Annotated in this window: 14 protein-coding genes; 7 read left to right on the top strand and 7 right to left on the bottom strand. The window is 36.1% G+C overall.

Annotation, left to right across the window (positions count from 1 at the left end):
- Positions 1-442: 442 nt before the first annotated feature.
- Positions 443-1,186 (top strand): hypothetical protein, encoded by a 744-nt coding sequence (locus PVK71_RS07475; RefSeq protein WP_130066621.1) that lies wholly within the window; start codon positions 443-445, stop codon positions 1,184-1,186.
- Between the two features lie 213 nt (positions 1,187-1,399).
- Here PVK71_RS07475 and PVK71_RS07470 read toward each other — a convergent pair whose 3' ends face one another.
- Together PVK71_RS07470 and PVK71_RS07465 are read right to left on the bottom strand one after the other, a co-directional pair.
- On the bottom strand, positions 1,400-1,870 hold the full coding sequence (locus PVK71_RS07470; protein WP_130049472.1) for a hypothetical protein: 471 nt from the start codon (positions 1,868-1,870) through the stop codon (positions 1,400-1,402).
- A gap of 2 nt (positions 1,871-1,872) precedes the next feature.
- Complete coding sequence (locus tag PVK71_RS07465) at positions 1,873-2,205, bottom strand: hypothetical protein (protein WP_130049473.1); 333 nt, start codon at positions 2,203-2,205, stop codon at positions 1,873-1,875.
- Between the two features lie 106 nt (positions 2,206-2,311).
- On the opposite strand from PVK71_RS07465, the gene PVK71_RS07460 reads away from it, so the two are divergent.
- Both PVK71_RS07460 and PVK71_RS07455 read left to right on the top strand, forming a co-directional pair.
- Complete coding sequence (locus PVK71_RS07460) at positions 2,312-2,542, top strand: helix-turn-helix domain-containing protein (RefSeq protein ID WP_130049474.1); 231 nt, start codon at positions 2,312-2,314, stop codon at positions 2,540-2,542.
- Between the two features lie 620 nt (positions 2,543-3,162).
- The gene (locus PVK71_RS07455) at positions 3,163-3,525 is read left to right on the top strand and encodes a hypothetical protein (protein WP_130049475.1); all 363 of its coding nucleotides are present in this window, start codon (positions 3,163-3,165) and stop codon (positions 3,523-3,525) included.
- Positions 3,526-3,693: 168 nt separating this feature from the next.
- Here PVK71_RS07455 and brxL read toward each other — a convergent pair whose 3' ends face one another.
- Positions 3,694-5,733, bottom strand: coding sequence for a protease Lon-related BREX system protein BrxL (brxL, locus tag PVK71_RS07450; RefSeq protein ID WP_199414899.1), 2,040 nt, complete (start codon positions 5,731-5,733; stop codon positions 3,694-3,696).
- A 40-nt stretch (positions 5,734-5,773) separates the two neighbouring features.
- Positions 5,774-8,491, bottom strand: a complete 2,718-nt coding sequence (gene pglZ / locus PVK71_RS07445) for a BREX-1 system phosphatase PglZ type A (protein WP_130066622.1) — start codon at positions 8,489-8,491, stop codon at positions 5,774-5,776.
- A 372-nt stretch (positions 8,492-8,863) separates the two neighbouring features.
- Between pglZ and PVK71_RS07440 the strand changes: the two genes are divergently transcribed.
- From PVK71_RS07440 to PVK71_RS07425, 4 genes are all read left to right on the top strand, one after another.
- Positions 8,864-9,775 carry a hypothetical protein gene (locus PVK71_RS07440; RefSeq protein WP_130049295.1) on the top strand — a complete coding sequence of 304 codons (912 nt, stop codon included), beginning with the start codon at positions 8,864-8,866 and terminating at the stop codon, positions 9,773-9,775.
- Between the two features lie 21 nt (positions 9,776-9,796).
- Positions 9,797-10,855 (top strand): hypothetical protein, encoded by a 1,059-nt coding sequence (locus PVK71_RS07435; protein WP_130049296.1) that lies wholly within the window; start codon positions 9,797-9,799, stop codon positions 10,853-10,855.
- Positions 10,852-11,220, top strand: a complete 369-nt coding sequence (locus PVK71_RS07430) for a hypothetical protein (protein ID WP_130049297.1) — start codon at positions 10,852-10,854, stop codon at positions 11,218-11,220. The genes PVK71_RS07435 and PVK71_RS07430 overlap by 4 nt, the downstream gene beginning before the upstream one ends.
- Before the next feature lie 102 nt (positions 11,221-11,322).
- Entirely contained in the window at positions 11,323-13,101 is a 1,779-nt protein-coding gene (locus PVK71_RS07425) for a DUF4209 domain-containing protein (RefSeq protein ID WP_130049298.1), read from the top strand.
- A gap of 142 nt (positions 13,102-13,243) precedes the next feature.
- On the opposite strand, the gene PVK71_RS07420 is transcribed toward PVK71_RS07425, so the two are convergent.
- From PVK71_RS07420 to PVK71_RS07410, 3 genes are read right to left on the bottom strand one after another with little or no spacing between them, the layout of a single operon-like run.
- Positions 13,244-13,513: a hypothetical protein gene (locus tag PVK71_RS07420; RefSeq protein ID WP_274421794.1), complete on the bottom strand. Its 270-nt coding sequence runs from the start codon at positions 13,511-13,513 to the stop codon at positions 13,244-13,246.
- Between the two features lie 12 nt (positions 13,514-13,525).
- Entirely contained in the window at positions 13,526-15,622 is a 2,097-nt protein-coding gene (locus tag PVK71_RS07415; RefSeq protein ID WP_130049300.1) for a DUF262 and DUF1524 domain-containing protein, read from the bottom strand.
- Between the two features lie 46 nt (positions 15,623-15,668).
- Positions 15,669-16,832, bottom strand: a complete 1,164-nt coding sequence (locus PVK71_RS07410; protein ID WP_242504822.1) for a YecA family protein — start codon at positions 16,830-16,832, stop codon at positions 15,669-15,671.
- Positions 16,833-16,840 lie beyond the last annotated feature (8 nt).

Below are 16,840 nucleotides of genomic sequence, written 5' to 3'. Positions count from 1 at the left end.
ATGCTTTGAGATTATTTAGTCTAGCAAGTGTTAGGCTAATAATCGTTAGCTTGCGACGCTTTTATGTATACACATTTTGGGCGTAATAGAGGCTTCAAAAGAGAGTTATACCGTTCCTTTGTATTTAATATTCCTTATGTGCGGTAATTTCGGGAGCTAAAGGATGGTTTGATATTCGTGAATATATCCTCGCTCACTTAGGTAACTATTCAGACATCGCTGAAGTTTGAATATTCGGGAAATAATCTTCTTAAATTATATTATCCATTATTAATATAATTTAAGTAATTACTATTTATTGTAATGAAAGCACTTGTGAAATATATGTATTTAACTTGACTAGATAACTAATAAGGTAGTTACGTTAATTTTTGGTAGTTATATTAATTGAATTTGGTATTTAAAATGGTTAATATAAATTAAAAATAGAAAAAGGTTATTTATGGCTAGTGTCGCTGAAATTCTCACATCAAAATACAATCAAGACATATCAAAATCAAATTTTGGCCTTGCTGGTTATAATATTTATAAGCATCCAAAGGGAATGCAGTTACAACTTAAGTATAATGATAAGAATTTAAAGAAATACGTTATTATAGCTAAAGTTAAAATCAAAGATAACATGCCTGAAACTATCAGTAATTTCATTGAAATGTATGGGAGTGCAGATTTAAAAAATGGTAAATACAAGATTACACCAGAAATTTTTAATAAATTATGCCAGCAACATAAAAAATATAACGAGCTAATTATTGATTGCAATGTAGAACAAAGTCGCTCTCAAGTGGTAATTGAACGAGCAGGGATCAGAAAAAACATTTCAAAAATGGCATTAAGTATTCATGTTGTTGCAGATATTGTTGAAAAACTTTCTGTGAGTAAATGTTTAACTGCATTAGAGGCACAAGATTTATGGCAAGCTATGTATCGGATCGAACAAGCTTTAACCGCATATAAGATGCCATCGGAATTATTTCAAAATATGCTTTTTTATAATGAAGCTAAGAAAAAAGAAATCAGTAATAAATTTGTTACAGCATATGTAATCGGATCTATAGATAACGCTAAGCGCTTTTTACCTTATCGTTCTGATCTAGATGGGTTTGGTGTAGGAGCAAATAAGAAGTCCATATCAAATAATAAAAGTTTGATTGATTCTTATATGAATAGATTAGATGGTATCTAAAATACAGTGATGCTATGCGTGTGCTGATCAGCACGCGCAATTTATGATAATACAAAGAAGTTATCGGGAATTTAAGTCCTATCATTTTACCTTATATCAACGACTTAAATGTTGCTAACTTTCCCATTAGTACTTAATTATAGAAAACTTCTTTGAAAAATAGTAGCTTATATAGAAAAGGAACCTCGTTTAAGCGGTTCCTTTTTGGTAGCGTTAACTTACATTAAAGCCGTACGAAGATAGAGAATCTTGAATTTTTTTCAAATTGTATTCTTTTTTTCTACGATAATGCTTTATAAAGAAAAAGATGTTTTGGATTAAAATTGGGAAGCCTATTATTAAAAGAGAGAGGGGTAAAGCTATAATCATTCCGAATAAGGCAACTTTAAGGCAGGAAGTAGACTCTCTATTGATAAATGATACTTCCGAAAAGTCTATAATTTTTCTACTATTAACTACGAGCGCTAGTAGAATATAAGAATCGTAGAATTTTTTTAGGTATAGCTCTACATTCTCACCCACTAAGAGAAACGAATCACATGTGTTATATGCCAATACATTCTTTAACATGATATATTCATTATTCTCATCGATAAGTTTGATATAGGCATATTTACTAGATGTTTGATCAAATTTTTTTTGACCCAACATATCAATTCTTCCTTTGTATACTTTTACAGCCATGATCAGCATTTACCCGCTGCTTTTAATAGCGCATTACAATTAGCACTAGAGGGAGTTCTTTTTCCATCTGTTGCAGAACAAATAGCATCACTTGTAACCAATACACCACCCGTGTAATAACACTGGAAGCGACGACCTTTGTATATTGCATCAAACTCAACTTTCATTAAATCTGCTGTTCGATTTTCAATTCGAATCTTATCTGCGCTTGTTCCTAATGCAAATGCAGCCTTTCTCTGAATACTTGTATTATCCCGAGTATTATTATCAATAACGCTACAGCCAGATAGAATGCCTGTCATTAATAGAAATAAAGTATATTTCGTATGCTTCATTGCTCGATAAACCCTTTTTTATAAATACCTTTGCACCCGTATGGGTGCAATTCGGGGCGATAATATCTGCGATAGTGATTGCACACAAATAGGAGCAATCATAAGTATGATAGAGATCACGGTTCGTAAAAACATTACTGGTTCTAGAATAAAAAGTATCAGGCTATCAAAAGAATTATCACAGCAGGATGTTGATCGTATTGCCTCATTACAAGGTATAGATCTCACTCGTAGTAAGTTGGCAAAAATTGAAACAGGTATGATACGAGTTACAGATGAAACTTTGCGTGATCTTTCTATTGTGCTTGATGTTAATGTTAATGAGTTTTTTGAATAGCAAAAATTCTTGGTGGGATTTAGGCTATTGGGTTAGCCATTTTTTACCGTTGTTTTTTATATTTCATACCTTAACTAGTTACTGTAAATATTCATTTTAGGCACTTTACTATTCATTAAGTTAGATCAAAAGAAAGCTTCCCAACTAAGATCTAAGTTACTTACAAACATTACATTGACTCGTTATCCATCAAATCTATAAATCGAACAAAGTTAATGAACAGTCGATTTTTAAATAAAATATCCTGTCCGATCTATTGCTTCTTATCTACAAGATAATCTCTTCTTTTATGTGGAAACCACGCAGTTTACCTCATTATCATTTGTGATGAAGATCTCAAAACATAAAATAGAATAAATTGTTTTTTGGCGTATTAAAAGTCTTACTTTATACAAAATGAATAATTGAACTTGGTTGATAAATAAGTGGGAATTTGATGTGTTAATTGTCCTTATTATATCTTGCCATTAGATAAAGGTCAATTTTATGTTGTTGTTTTACATGTATTTATAGTTTGACGTTATGGTTTTTCTATCATAGTTTATCGCCAGAAGAACATGGTTCTAACAGTCGTACTCGTGCTAATAAAACTAATATAAATAACTAAAATGGTGATAATTATGGCTAGACTTAAATATTATTTAGAAAATAAAACAGGCTTAATACTTGAGGATGAATGTCAAAGTGTGGCGGGGATTGGTGTAGGTAATGACATCTATTTGACTCGTTATAATGAGAGCGAAGGAGATTCGGTTGTTCTAGCTGCAATAGATTCACAAGAAAGTGACACGTCTATGATAAATCGCTTTAAGATTTTTGAAAATGAAGAAAGTTACGACGATTATGTAGAGAAGTGCAGTCATGTTAATGGTTTTCATTTTATGTGGAACGATTGGAATTTTGCATTGCATATGTACAATAATATGGAAAGTCGACACAGTAGTCGCTGGGCAGAAGATGATTACGAATCGTTTGATTACTAAAAGCTGCCGATAGCCTTATCTGACAGGATAAAAGAAGAGGTTGGTGTATAAGTAAAATCAATATCTATGAGTGAAAACTTTAAGTCATAGATTAGAAAGTATGTTAAATATAATTAGAAAAAAGCGGCGTCTATTCGTTGCCGCTTTGATGTTATCAATTTGAAGCTATTAATGAACCCCAAGCGCCTTATAAACCGCATCGACAGGGTCACTGTAGAAACTTACTTGGAACTTCGTGAATGTCTCCGCAGGAACTGTCGGGATATCCATTGCTGATGCCATTGGGATTAAAATCTTCGTTGCACCAGCTTCAAGAGCAACCTGCATAGAGCCAGCAAGGTCTTGAACAGGGTTGATAACGCCACCCAAAGTAATCGAGCCTAAAACCACCATAGACTCTTGCATTGGTTTAGCAAGCAGAGTAGAGCAGCTAGCAATTAATGCAGCAAGGCTAGAGCTATGAGAGTTTCCTGACATTTGTAAATCAACAAAATGCAGATGGAACTCATGATCAGAGAATTGATTGTTGGCAGCAATTCGTGAAAGGTTTCCTTTAAAATATTCAAAACCAACTTTTACTTGCTCTTTTGCTTCCGTATCAGAGCCTAATCCCGAGGTCGAGAGCTTGCCATTACCCGCTGTTTTTTGGGTTTCAATACGGAATACACCAAGCTTTCCAGCTTTCCCTGGACTAACAAAGTGAATTACCCCAGGATTTGGTGTCCCTGGAGCAATGATTTGTGAACCACCTTGCTCAGGAACATTCACAAAAAACTCTTCAAGTGAATCATTATCAATGTAAGAGAAATTCACATCGAAAAACTCCATACCACCGATTTTCTTAAGTTGTTCTTTTACTCGACGACGCACTTCCAAGGCGTAAGTTAAACAAACACGCACGTCTTCCTTGGTGTACTCACCATGAGGGACAAGTAACTTTAATAAGCCTGACGTTGTTCTACGAACCCCAATAACATCACGTTGGTTTAAGTTATTACCTAGCTTGAAGAACTTATCAATCGCATCTGCAAACGCATGTTTGCGCATTTCACGCATGTACTCTGCTAGGTAATCCGTAATTAGACCAAAGCGATTTGTGAAAAATTCAGGGCGCATTTTCGGGATTTCCCAACCAGGGATATAAGCATGAAAACGGTCAAAGAAAGCGGCATCAATCATTTCTTGAGGGAAAGGAGCGAGTAGGTGACTGGTTTTAACTAGAGTCTCTACACTTTGGTCAATGTTACCCACAAACACCATAGAGGCTTTTGCTTCAATCGAATCACGACCACGACTAAATGAGCCTGAAGCCATGTAGTCCTTCATGATCTGCACGCCATCCTTATCTTTAAATCGAATGCCAGCAACTTCATCAAAGGCAACAACATCCCACATGCCTACTAAACCAACTTGGCGTGAAGACATATTGTAGAACAGGTTAGCCACCGTTGTTTGACCACCAGATACCAGCAGAGAGTTTGGTGAACACTCTTTGTAGACGTGAGATTTACCCGTACCACGAGGGCCAAGCTCACACACGTTATAATTATTCTCAACAAATGGGATCATACGAGCCAAAATATGCCATTTAGCACGTTGCTCTAAATTTGCAGGCTCCATACCAATTGAACGCAGCAACAAATCTAACCATTGATCCATTGAGAAATTACGGCGGGCGTTAAACACCTCATCCATATTCATAGACGGCATTTGTATTGCTTTTAAACTAAGAACAGAGAAAGGGGATGTTTTTTGTCCCTCTTCAAAGAAATAGCTTAGTGTAACAATACACCAGATACCGCCCGTTAATAACTTCTCATTATCTTTAATGATGCTTGCAGGAATAACGGCATCTTTAATGCCGAGGTTCGATAAACTTGCTTCATAAACATCTTTCTTCTGATTCAGTTTTACCGAAATCTTATCAATGACTTTATGTGTACCACGTTCACGGATCATTGATTTTACTTTTTCAGCTTCATCAGGACGAACGTAGTTATCCGTTAATATCTTCTTAACACGCACCATACCTGCTTCGATAAGGTCATTATCCGTTGCAGAGCAATACATACCAAGTAGATACTCAAGCACGTATACAGGCACGTTAGCGCCTTCTTTTAGTTGCTTAGTTAAGTCTTTACGAACAACGCGACCTTTAAATTCAGAAGTCATTAGATCATCGAGGTCAATGTCTTTTGCTTCTTTAATTTCTTGAGCAATATTATCGTTAATCATTCATTATTATCCATTAAAAAAGGTCGTCAAAGTCATCTTGAATCGCTAAATCAATGGTTACAGAGTAACTATTAAAGCGATCACCTTGTTCAGTATCTAACATAACAAGTTTGTATGATGTTGTGCGATCAAAACCAGTGCCGTTTAAAGAGAGAATAGCACTACGTTTTCTGTCATCAGAATTATTGGATTCAGAATCAAACAATACTTGAGCCTTATTAGAGACAACTGTGCCATCAGGATCTTCAATCCAAATCGTTAGATTACGCTCTTTAAATTCATCACCAACAGCATTGGTTTGTAAGAATTCAATTTTTTCAGTGAGTGTCACTAAGCGGAGAGGGTTGCTCAAAGGAACCACGCCCACTTTTTGTTTTGCTGTTGTTTTTTGTTTCGCCGTTTTTAAATGCTCAATGCGCAAAACAGGAACACAAATCTCTTGCGGCATAATGCCACCGTGGATGAATTTAGCACCGCCAACAAAATTGAAACGGTTAGAACCACGAGGGATCATAAATTCAGCTTGATCACTATTAGAAGATAAGTTCGCCGTTACCGCCATATCTCCAGTCCAATAGAAACTGTCTTTTGGAAGTTGTTGTCCAATTAAGTAACGTTTCTTCCCTTCTACTGTGCCATGTGGCTTAACGGTAAGCGCAGTTTTGTCAGATTCAACCACATCGCTCGATTTAAATAAGAAGCCATGATCAGCCGTGACTAAAATACGATTACCATTTAACTTATTAATGATGCGTTCAATCAATAATTTAATTTGTTTAATGCCATCAGAGCAGGCTTCAAACGTTTGGTTCTCTGTTACGGCTTTATCGCCAATAGCATCGATTTGGTCGTGGTAAATATACACAACTCGTGCATCAGCAATGGCTTTACGGCCTTCATCATTACTCCAGTTAAGTACATCAGAAGATTTCACCGCGATACCACTGTATTTCTCAAGAACTGTGTTACGTTTTTCCAGGCCATGAGAGCTTAATCCATCAACTTTATAGGTAACGTCTTTACTAATATGCGCAGTCAGCTCTTGATGAGGAAGCAGAGAAGCCATTCCTAGTTGGGTATAACTTGGAACAACCCCAAGTTGAGAAGTGATGGTAGATTTAAAGCGTTGTTCCTTATTGATTTGTTCATGAATCTCATGAGCAACTTCATAGCGAAGGGCATCACTGATGATCACAAAAACACGCTTAACTTGTTTTGATTGGAAGATACGCTCAACTTCATTGTTATAGAAATTGTATTGGTTGAATATGCCATTAAATTTCCACGTATCTAATAGTTTTTCGCTATCTACGTGATTACCCCAAGCAATAGCAAGGTCATGCAGATACCAGTTAACATAGAGATCTTCGATACTTGCCACAAGTTGTGTGTTCTTTAAAATATCAGAGCCGTGGTGTGCGACTTGATTGGCGTTTTCACAGAACACACGATAAGCAGAATCAAACATAAACAATTCACTTTCATAAGCGCGATACAGTGCTCTTGCCGATTCAAACACGAATCCATCAATGTATTTTGCTTTTAAAGCATAGAATTGCTTGGCAGCTTTGAACGCTTGATAAACACAGGCGTATTTAGTGTCTACAAAGATTGGTTTAACATGACACCAGTGCGTAGTTAAACGATGTGAAGCGATGGTATTTACTTCTTCTTGCTCAAGAGTGTTGATATTTTTAGCAAGTAAAAGTGATAACTGTTTATCCGCAACTTCAAAGGTTTCTACATACATCAATTTTTCTGGTTTCGAGATAAGATAAAGTTTATTTCGAATTTCAAAATCATGTTCAATGCGTTTTGCAATTAGATTATAGCTGTCTTGATAAACACGGCTTTCACGTAATTGAACAACAAAGTTAACGACATGAGCACGGCGACCAGAGTTTATTCCGATACGGTCAATACTGTAACCCGCTTCAATTTGCTCATTGGTAAGCATAGGCAGTAGGTGAGAACTAAAGCTCTCTAAAACGGCATCCGTAGATGAGCATCCACTATTAACAAGAGATTGATGACACTCAGTAAATAATAATTTAACAGCAAGATCTTGTAATGTTGGTTGGCGATTTTCTTCTTGAGCTGATTCAATGATGTAGCCTAGCTCATCATAAGCGATTGACCAAAATGATTGCGTTAAATTGTATTTATCTAATTCATCTAAAAGTGAATCAGTATCAAAATCGTTAGCCAGTTGAGCGAACAGAGTTTGTAAAATATTCGTAAAGGTAGGTGTGTCCAGCTTTAACGTTGCTGCGATAAGAGCTAACTCTAATTCACGCTCAGAAGCGGATTTAGGTAAGATTTTTTTTAGACGAGCGACACGCTGCTTATTAGAAAAAAAGCCCTTAAATTTAGTAATAACAGGACGAAACTCCATGTTCATACCAATATCGTTTAATACCATTGAGCTATTGTCAGCGTAGAACTCTTGAGCATACAGTCGAATGTCATACAACCAATCGCGAATTGGCTCATTTGGTTTTTGTTGGCTATAAAGTAAAAATGCCGTATTTGGCTCTTTCAGCTCAATGCGATGTTTAACTTCAAGGTGTGAAAGTGCATCTATCTCAATGATAGTGGCAGGGCCATATGACGTGTCTAGCTGAAGAGAAGGGAGTTCATCAGTAAACTCCCCATCGGTATCTTGCCAAAAGACGAGACGACATTTGTCGAATTTGGCTTTAATGCCAGTAATTAGTTGCTCAATATTCATTATTCAATCTTCGCCAAAGTATAAGGCTGAGTTAAGTGGTAACTGCGAGTAGTTTACCACTTTAAATAATGAATAGGGTGCTTTTTGGCTTAGAACCTATCTCAATAGGCGTTGTCTGAGTTAAATCAACACTGATTGAAAATATTGTAAATGAATTCAACACAATACTTAATCTCTGATGCCATATGGGGAAAAGTTGAGCCGTTATAAAACGGTTTGATTGGAGTTCCATATCATGGATGCTTGCCAACCCTTAATTCTCCGTGTAGAGCTACTATTACTATTTAAAACAATAAGGTAAAATTATATGCATACCACGTAGTAAGCCATCATATAACATAGTTTCGTTATTGAGCACAGAGGTCAGTTGTTTTGCAAAATCAGAAAATTCTAATAATAACAAGTAGCTATGACAAAACTTGCTCCTATCTTATAAATAAGTTTCGCCACCTTGAGTTTTTCCGTCTAGATTTGGATAGATTCTCTGACTATCACATCACTTTTTCACTTGATGGCTTTAGAATAAGAGATGGGAATAACATCATCGATTCTGTATCGTGTGCATCTATCTACTTTCGAAAACCTTCATTGGAAAATCTTGATGGTATTTTTGAAAATCACTATCACACTTATATCCATAAAGAGACATACTCCTTTATCGAAGGTATTGTAGAAAGCTTTAGCGGTACTGTCCTCACAAAGCCATCCGTAATGCGTCGAGCCAATAACAAAGTGCTTCAGGCTTCTCTCGCTTCGCAAGTGGGATTCCATTTACCCGAGTTTGCAATTACAAATGATGCAAATTTATTAAAACATTTTTCTAGTAATGCAGGAATTATAAAACCTATTGCTCTAGGTGAAATAACATGTGGTTCGAGTAAAGAATTTGTCCAAACAAACTTGATAGATCCTACTTTTAAGGTTAACAATTTTGAATATTCACCTGTTTATTTACAAAACTTTATAGATAAAGACTTCGAAGTTCGAATCACCGTAGTAGATGGTGATTTTTTCCCCGTAAAAATTCATTCTGAAAATAACATAGACTGGAGAAAACCTAACAATAAAGTTTCTTATGAAGCTTGCTCAATACCATCAACTATAAGACGTAATTGTATTAATTTTATGGATCTTTGCGGTATGAAATTCGGTTGTTTTGATTTTATCGTGAAGAATAATGTCTGGTATTTTCTTGAAATGAACGCTAATGGTCAATGGGCATGGTTAGAGTTTGAAACAAAACATAACATCTCTGATGCCATCATTCGCTATTTGATGAAATAGTTAAGCAAAAAAGGAATTATCATGGAACATAATAGCAACTCTATTTGGTATAAACTTGGATTGTTTTTTTGTTGGATACTTAACATTTCACCTGTTCTCCACATTTCTCGAGATGAAGAATTTGATTCAATTAGTCAGCTCACAGATCTTCGAATTTCTATACTTTCTCTACCCTGGGCAGACAAGCATTTATACTTCATATCACGAACCAAAGAAAAGGGGTTTGAAATATTCTCAGTTCTTAAAATCTCTAACTTGCAATCGCCACGAAGTCGAAAAGAACTCCAAGAGTGTAAAAGTAAATTTTCTGAACTCACAGATGATGCCAGTGGCATAAAAAGTCAGTTAAGAATAGATTTTTTAAAACACAAAAGTATGGATTGCCAGAACAGCATCAACACACTTAACAATAAAGTGAATAGCTATATTGCAATAGCTTTAGTTTATGCAGGTTTATGTACATTTTTATTCAAATCGCTCCTTAAACTACCAGTTTCTACTATTAGTCTTGTACTATGGGGTGTTTTTAGTCTTTCTGTTATTTTCCTTATTAATGTTCTAGTTCTATTACGCAGATACTTACAAGTTAAAGGCGCAGAAAAAAGCATGTTTAGTTCTTTCAAAGAATTTCCTGACTGGAAAACGTTAGCTGAAGGAATATACATTGATTGGTTAACATCACAAGAAGAGCAGATTGCAGCTGCAACACTGGTAAAAAATATTGAAAAATACTTTATTAGAAGTGTTGCTTTAAGCTCAGTTCTACTTATAGCTGCAACTTTACAACCACATAGCTGGTTTTTAACCAAACCACTAGATAGAAATGGCTCGGACACAAAATTCGTTTTAGTCGATCATGAAGGGAACTTTTCCTCTCAAGAATTATTAAACCTATCAAAGTCTCTATCTCCCAATGATAAAGTGACTTTTATTTATTCCTCGTCAAATAATCTTGGTAAAGCGACAACAGCCTTTACAATTAAAGCTCTTGAACTTGTGGGGAAAAACTCGACAATAGAGCTAGATGACACTTTGTTTAACACTAAGTTATTAATAGCAAGTATGGAGGAACAACAATGAAACCTTACATTATGAATTATAGCCAGAAAGTAGAAATTTCCCCTGTTTCTGCTGTATGCACGCTCTCAGACACAACAACTCAGACATTTACGCTCGAAAACCAAGATCAAGATACTGTAAGTTTGGACTGGACTATACAGACAAATACCACTGAGCCAACTGACCACGATAGTGTTTACTTTTTAGATGAAACCACGATAACAAAAACCTTAGAATCGACCGACCAGGATCAACTACAACTTGACTCTACATATGAGACTCGAGTGTTAGAATCCAGTGATAGTGATGAGATCTATCTCGATACTACGCTCATGACTGAATCTCTTGAAGGGTTGGATCCTGATGAGATTTTATTCACTCATTAGACACAACTATCCTGTCATAGGGGGTTAAGCTAAATTTTAAAATCCCACTGTTAGTTCGGGGGAGATGTTTCCTATGTAATAAATTACCTTTGTGAGGAAGTAATGTCAGAAATATTATTAGATACATTTACGGCATTAGACTGGGATAACGCTATTAAAATTATCCCTGAGTATGATCATTCATATGAATTTCATTTGCATTCTTTGGTTGAGAAAGAACTAGTCCAAAATAAAAAGCATGTGTTGTCCATGATAGGAAAGGCACTAAGCCTTAAATTGCATCATCCTGAATTAGTTAATAGCCCTTTTACAAAAGGAATATTTTCAGCAACATGGATGCCTGAGGAGTTTTCACAAATAGAGCTTGAATTCTATGAAGCTATTTTGCCATTAACAGACGATAATTGGTTGAAAGCTAGGCTGGCAGACATCCTTTGGCTTTGGACAAAAAGAGGAAGAAATCCTGATTGGGCAAGGCTTGCTGTAGATTGTTATACCAAAGAAGATCTTTGTGCTGATGCTTGGCTATCATATCAAGATAAACATTGGGAACGTGCAATAAGACTCTGTTTACAACTAAATGATACAGTGCGTTTAGGTATTATAGTCGACAGATTAGAGAGAGAGCTTGATATTGAGCATGATGAGAACAAATTCATGGTGCTTTGGATTTCTAAATTGCTAGAAAAAACAGGTTGTATTTCTCAAGATTTGAATGTGTTTTTTACTCGACTTACTACATTAGCGGTAAAATTAAGAGATAAGGAAGACTACTATGCTTCACGTATGTTTATGGAGTTGGCGATACAGATTTCAGATAAATTTGATGATAAGTCTAAATGGTTAGAATCACAGATTTTCTTTGCTGATAGTTATGAAAACGAAGGTGATAATAGATTGCAGCGATCAGCAATGATTGCTAATTCGTTCTATGAACAATCAATTGAAGCTTATAGAAAGATCCCTAACAAATTTCGAGAAGAGCATAAAATTGATGACCATATTAGTGCGCTAAGGCATAAAATAACGTCATCAGGCGCTAAAATGCTTGATGAATTGAAGACGATATCATTTCCAATGCCAGATGTTACTGCCATAGTTGAAGGTTCAAAACTGCATGTTTCAGGAAAAGTGGATACACATAAAGCTCTGTTGTACTTCTGTGGGTTGAATGGTGCAGGGAGAGATATGGGTACAATGCAAGCAGAAGCATCAAAAAGTCTTGAAGCATCAGTATTTAAATCAATTATTAGTATGGTACATACTTCGCGTGATGGTCGTGTAATTGGTCACACGCCAGCGCATGATTTTGAAAGTAAAGAGGGTAAATTTAATAGTGTAATAAAAAGGCAATTAGTAGAAAACTATTTATTTAACATGAATTTTGTGACAGGGACTTCAATACTTCCAGCTTTAAGGCAATTATTAATCGAACATCATTTTTCCCGAGAATATTTGGAATCACTGTGCTTTCATTCACCGTTAGTTCCATATGGTAGAGAAAGAAATCTAGGATTGGCATTGTGGCTAGGCTTTGAGAATGATTTTTCTGCTGCTATACATCTCTTGTGCCCTCAAATAGAACATATGGTTAGAATCAAACTTAAAGAGGCTGGTGAGCATACGACGACTCTTGAACATGGTATAGAACATGAAATAGGGTTAAGTTCTTTGACTGAAAAAGGTAAATTTACAGAAATATTTGGTGAGATGACTGCTTTTGAGCTTACAACAATTTTTACTGAAAATTTAGGATGTAATTTTAGAAATGAAGTAGCGCATGGTTTATTGAGTGATAATGACGGTCAAAGTTACTATTCAGTTTATGCGTGGTGGTATGTGCTTCGTATGATTTGTTTTTCTTTGGTTAAATCTGATTAATATTAAATAATTATTTAGGTGTTTATCTTGAAGCCTATTATAAGATAGTGAGTGTTTTTTCCGAAAAAACAATAGGCATTACCTGATAAATACAAAAAAGCACAGCCCGAAGGCTGTGCATATCCAATACTAATTAAATGAGTTACTTAATCTTCTCTGGCGCTTTGCCGTGAATGGCTTTTACATCACTTAGCAAGTTGCCAAATTTGCCGTAGTTCACCTTAACGCCATCATCAAGATCTTGTGTGATCTTCATTTCGGCTAGGTGCTTTAACTCCTCATCGAACTTAACAAGCTCTGCTTGTTTTTTAGCGATGGTTTTCAGGTCTTTGTCAATCGTACGTTGTTCTGCACCCGTTGCCGTTGCTTTTGAATTGCCAAGCATATTCTTGCTGCTCTCAAGTTTACCCATTAGCGGCTGTTATTAACCTTCAACTTGCATATCAATAACTTGCTGGATCAGTTGGATAGCATAGGGAATGTCTGATAATTCATTAATTTTGAATCCCACATCGCCATTTCCCCAACGACCAAGGTTAGTTACGTCTTTACATAGGTTCTTTGGATCATGAATCTCGGTGAACTTACAGTTGAGAGACAGTCTTAATCCAGAAGCTTGAGGGACAACATCGACAAAGTTGGTATCCAGTTTGAAAGCGACATAAAGCTTCAAAAACTCTTGTTTCACGTTTTCGTCGAGGGACATGACTTTCTGGCTAAACACTTGGAAAAGCTCTTTTGAAGAACCTACAGCAATATACGGATGATCCGAAATAGTGTAAGCGGTTTTTTCGGTTGGTTGGGCTTGGTATTTCTCCAAAATTTCAGTGCTTAAATTCGGATAACTCCACACCGTCTGCATTTTGTCCGCGAGTAATTTAGAGCGATCTTGAATTGACTCCTTGTTCCAAGTCTCATGATTTCTTAAGCTTTGGTTTAGGGCTAGTGGACTGCTCGCGAAACCGCCGTCCATATCTCGCTTATCAGTAAAGAACTTGTCGCTTAACTCAGAGTTATAGCCTGTTAGAGTGAGATTACCAATGGTATGAACGTACTCCTCTTGTATTGATTGCCACTCTTCACCTAGTGCTTGCTGCCATTGGGAAGAAAGGTTTTTATTTTGCGGTAATATGTGTTCAATCGTGTAATTTTCAACACTAATGCGCTCTTTCTTATCGTAGTTTTCTAGTCGACGTAACCAATATGCTCGGCTACGTACGTTGTACATATCTTTATGCTGTAAACAGCGATTTAACTCAGTGTCTGAAGGAAAACGGCGATAAGATGCGAGATGAATTAGTTCAGCCTTAAAGCTTTCCAAATAGCTTGATTTGCGAATTGAACGAGCAAAGCTAGCGAATGTCTTGTTTAGCGAGTTCGTTGGAATGTCGCATACATAACGTCGGAACACATAGTTTTCAATCAGGCGCACACACTCAATGAACTCGTCGAGTGTTAAAATCTGACTATCGTAATCATGATATAACTCTAGTATCAATGGGTAAGATACATCTACTTTATAAGCGTTTACGTCTTGAAATGCTTCGAGTAATTTTTGTTCTTTTTCTTTTTCGAGAGAAAAGGCAATATAGTATTGAGCATGCTTGCGAACATCTGCCACGACATCTTCGATATCAAGATGTGAGCTACTGACATACTTTTTGAATGCTTCATAAACATCATTGATTCTTGGTGGCTTGTTAGTTTTAAGCGTCAAATAGTCGCGCATAAACTGATTAAATAGCCAGCTATACTCCCCGTTACCAAAGTCGCTTTCCATTGGGAACCAATATCTTTCATATAAAATATTTTGCTGTTTTGGCTCTAGTCCCATAAGTACGAAGTTACGGATCAGATCGGCTTGGCTTAAGTCTAAACCTGTTGAGTTAAGGCTTTCAAAAATAAGTTGTGGGTTATCTCTTTCACGATCTAAAGCAATATCTACAATGAGCAGTTTTTGTAAGCCTAGGTAGATCTCTGATACTTGCTCGTTATTAAGGCGATTCAACTTATTTTTGAAGAACTGGTAGTTTTTAATAACCCGAGACGTTGCATCATCATCGTGTTTTGCTTGATCGTCGATGATTGCTCTTAGCTCTTTATCATCGGCTTTTGTGAGTAAAAGTTTGTAATAGAGATCACCATCTTCGGCATCATTACAAAGATAATACTTCTTAAGCTTTTTAGCATTTGTACCATCAATGACAGGTGTATCGTCTGTATTACGGTCATTTAACTCTGAAACTAATGCAGCGATTAATAGAGTGGTGGAGGTTAGTCTCTGCTGACCATCAATCACAAGTAATTGAGGGACATCACTATGGCTGTAAAGTCCTCGCTCAACGTATACCACTGAGCCAATGAAATGAGCTTCAAGATCAGTTGTTCCTGCACGAACAATATCTTTCCACAATTGCTCACATTGTTCTTGAGTCCAGCTATATTGACGCTGATATATCGGGATGATGAATTGAGCCGATTTTTGTAAAAATTTGAATAACTTACTTTCTGTTGCCTTCATGGTTACACCAACTGAGTTTAATTAATTTTTATTATTTTCTATTATATTATGCACAACATTTTTTATATTTTTTACCAGACCCGCATGGGCATGGATTATTTCTACCGACTTTGTTTGAACTGGCAGGTACTTTTATTGATGCCATAAGTTCATTCCATTCGATTTCACTAGGCATTTCAACTGGCTTTGAAATGGCGACAAAATCTAGCTTGTTCAGCATTACTGGAAATATTTTATTGTTGTGAATAAATAGAGCTAACAATTCTCCAATTGATGGCTGGTAGAAAAATAGGTCAATTTGAATGTTGTGTTTTTCAAATAACTCTCTTTGATCATTAATGTTAAAACAAGAGACATAAATGCTGCTGTCAGAGTCAATAAAAGCCATTCCTCGGTGTTGAGGTAGTGCTTTCGCGACTAATAAGCTATCTGGTTTGTTGAGTATTTGCTGTGTTAATGTTTGATGAATAGCGTCATAGTCATTGCCTTCATAATTTATAGGGCTTAACTCTTTGTAGTTTAATTCAAGAGTTGAGAATTGGTGAAATGGGTCTAATTCAGGTTCTGGTAAACCTGCTTTTTCTATCATCGCATCGGTTAGGGGGATCAGATTATCTTTGATTTTTTCTGCATCACAATTAACAGGATGTAGTGATAGATAATGAGGATAATTATAATATTTCTCGCGTTGGTAAGATTGCTGGATATCTTTGTAGCCCTCACCAGGAATAGCAAGATTCATTAATTCTAACTTTTCGTAGGCTTTTACCATGAAGTTAAAGATAACAGGTTCAAGGTTGAAGAAATCACCAAAATCGATAAGTTGGCCTCGAATGCGGCTGATTTTGTTTTCTTCCCCGTGCTCTAAAGTTGGTTCGTGGTTGATAGCGAGATTGACAGTAGATTTTTTTACTAAGCAAACACGTAGTAATTCCAACTGCATACTTTTAGCAAATTCGATGTCGATGCAATACGCTTCGCCTAAAAACTCTCCTTGATGGACTGAGTAATTACGTAATGCTTTTAAAAGTAGAAACTCATCTAATTCGAATAATCCAAGTTTAGACATTGGATTTTTTCTGAGACGTTCGTGTAACTTATACGCTTCTTCAACCAAATATTGAAGACTTTCGAGACTTGATGACTGAGTATGTTGGTAATAAGTGTTAAAGAGTCTTGCTGCACAAGGCTGGATAATTGATGTTGTCATTTTTTTTC

The organism is Aliivibrio sp. S4MY1 (assembly GCF_028765545.1).
GTDB lineage: Bacteria > Pseudomonadota > Gammaproteobacteria > Enterobacterales > Vibrionaceae > Aliivibrio.
The sequence above is the reverse complement of the archived record's forward strand: the minus strand, read 5'-3'. Positions and strand labels throughout refer to the sequence as shown.

Excerpts from the sequence above, each read along its gene's own strand:
- PVK71_RS07475 (WP_130066621.1), top strand. The coding sequence starts at position 443 with ATGGCTAGTGTCGCTGAAATTCTCACATCAAAATACAATCAAGACATA.
- PVK71_RS07470 (WP_130049472.1), bottom strand. The coding sequence starts at position 1,870 with ATGGCTGTAAAAGTATACAAAGGAAGAATTGATATGTTGGGTCAAAAA.
- PVK71_RS07465 (WP_130049473.1), bottom strand. The coding sequence starts at position 2,205 with ATGAAGCATACGAAATATACTTTATTTCTATTAATGACAGGCATTCTA.
- PVK71_RS07460 (WP_130049474.1), top strand. The coding sequence starts at position 2,312 with ATGATAGAGATCACGGTTCGTAAAAACATTACTGGTTCTAGAATAAAA.
- PVK71_RS07455 (WP_130049475.1), top strand. The coding sequence starts at position 3,163 with ATGGCTAGACTTAAATATTATTTAGAAAATAAAACAGGCTTAATACTT.
- pglZ (WP_130066622.1), bottom strand. The coding sequence starts at position 8,491 with ATGAATATTGAGCAACTAATTACTGGCATTAAAGCCAAATTCGACAAA.
- PVK71_RS07435 (WP_130049296.1), top strand. The coding sequence starts at position 9,797 with ATGGAACATAATAGCAACTCTATTTGGTATAAACTTGGATTGTTTTTT.
- PVK71_RS07430 (WP_130049297.1), top strand. The coding sequence starts at position 10,852 with ATGAAACCTTACATTATGAATTATAGCCAGAAAGTAGAAATTTCCCCT.
- PVK71_RS07425 (WP_130049298.1), top strand. The coding sequence starts at position 11,323 with ATGTCAGAAATATTATTAGATACATTTACGGCATTAGACTGGGATAAC.
- PVK71_RS07420 (WP_274421794.1), bottom strand. The coding sequence starts at position 13,513 with ATGGGTAAACTTGAGAGCAGCAAGAATATGCTTGGCAATTCAAAAGCA.
- PVK71_RS07415 (WP_130049300.1), bottom strand. The coding sequence starts at position 15,622 with ATGAAGGCAACAGAAAGTAAGTTATTCAAATTTTTACAAAAATCGGCT.
- PVK71_RS07410 (WP_242504822.1), bottom strand. The coding sequence starts at position 16,832 with ATGACAACATCAATTATCCAGCCTTGTGCAGCAAGACTCTTTAACACT.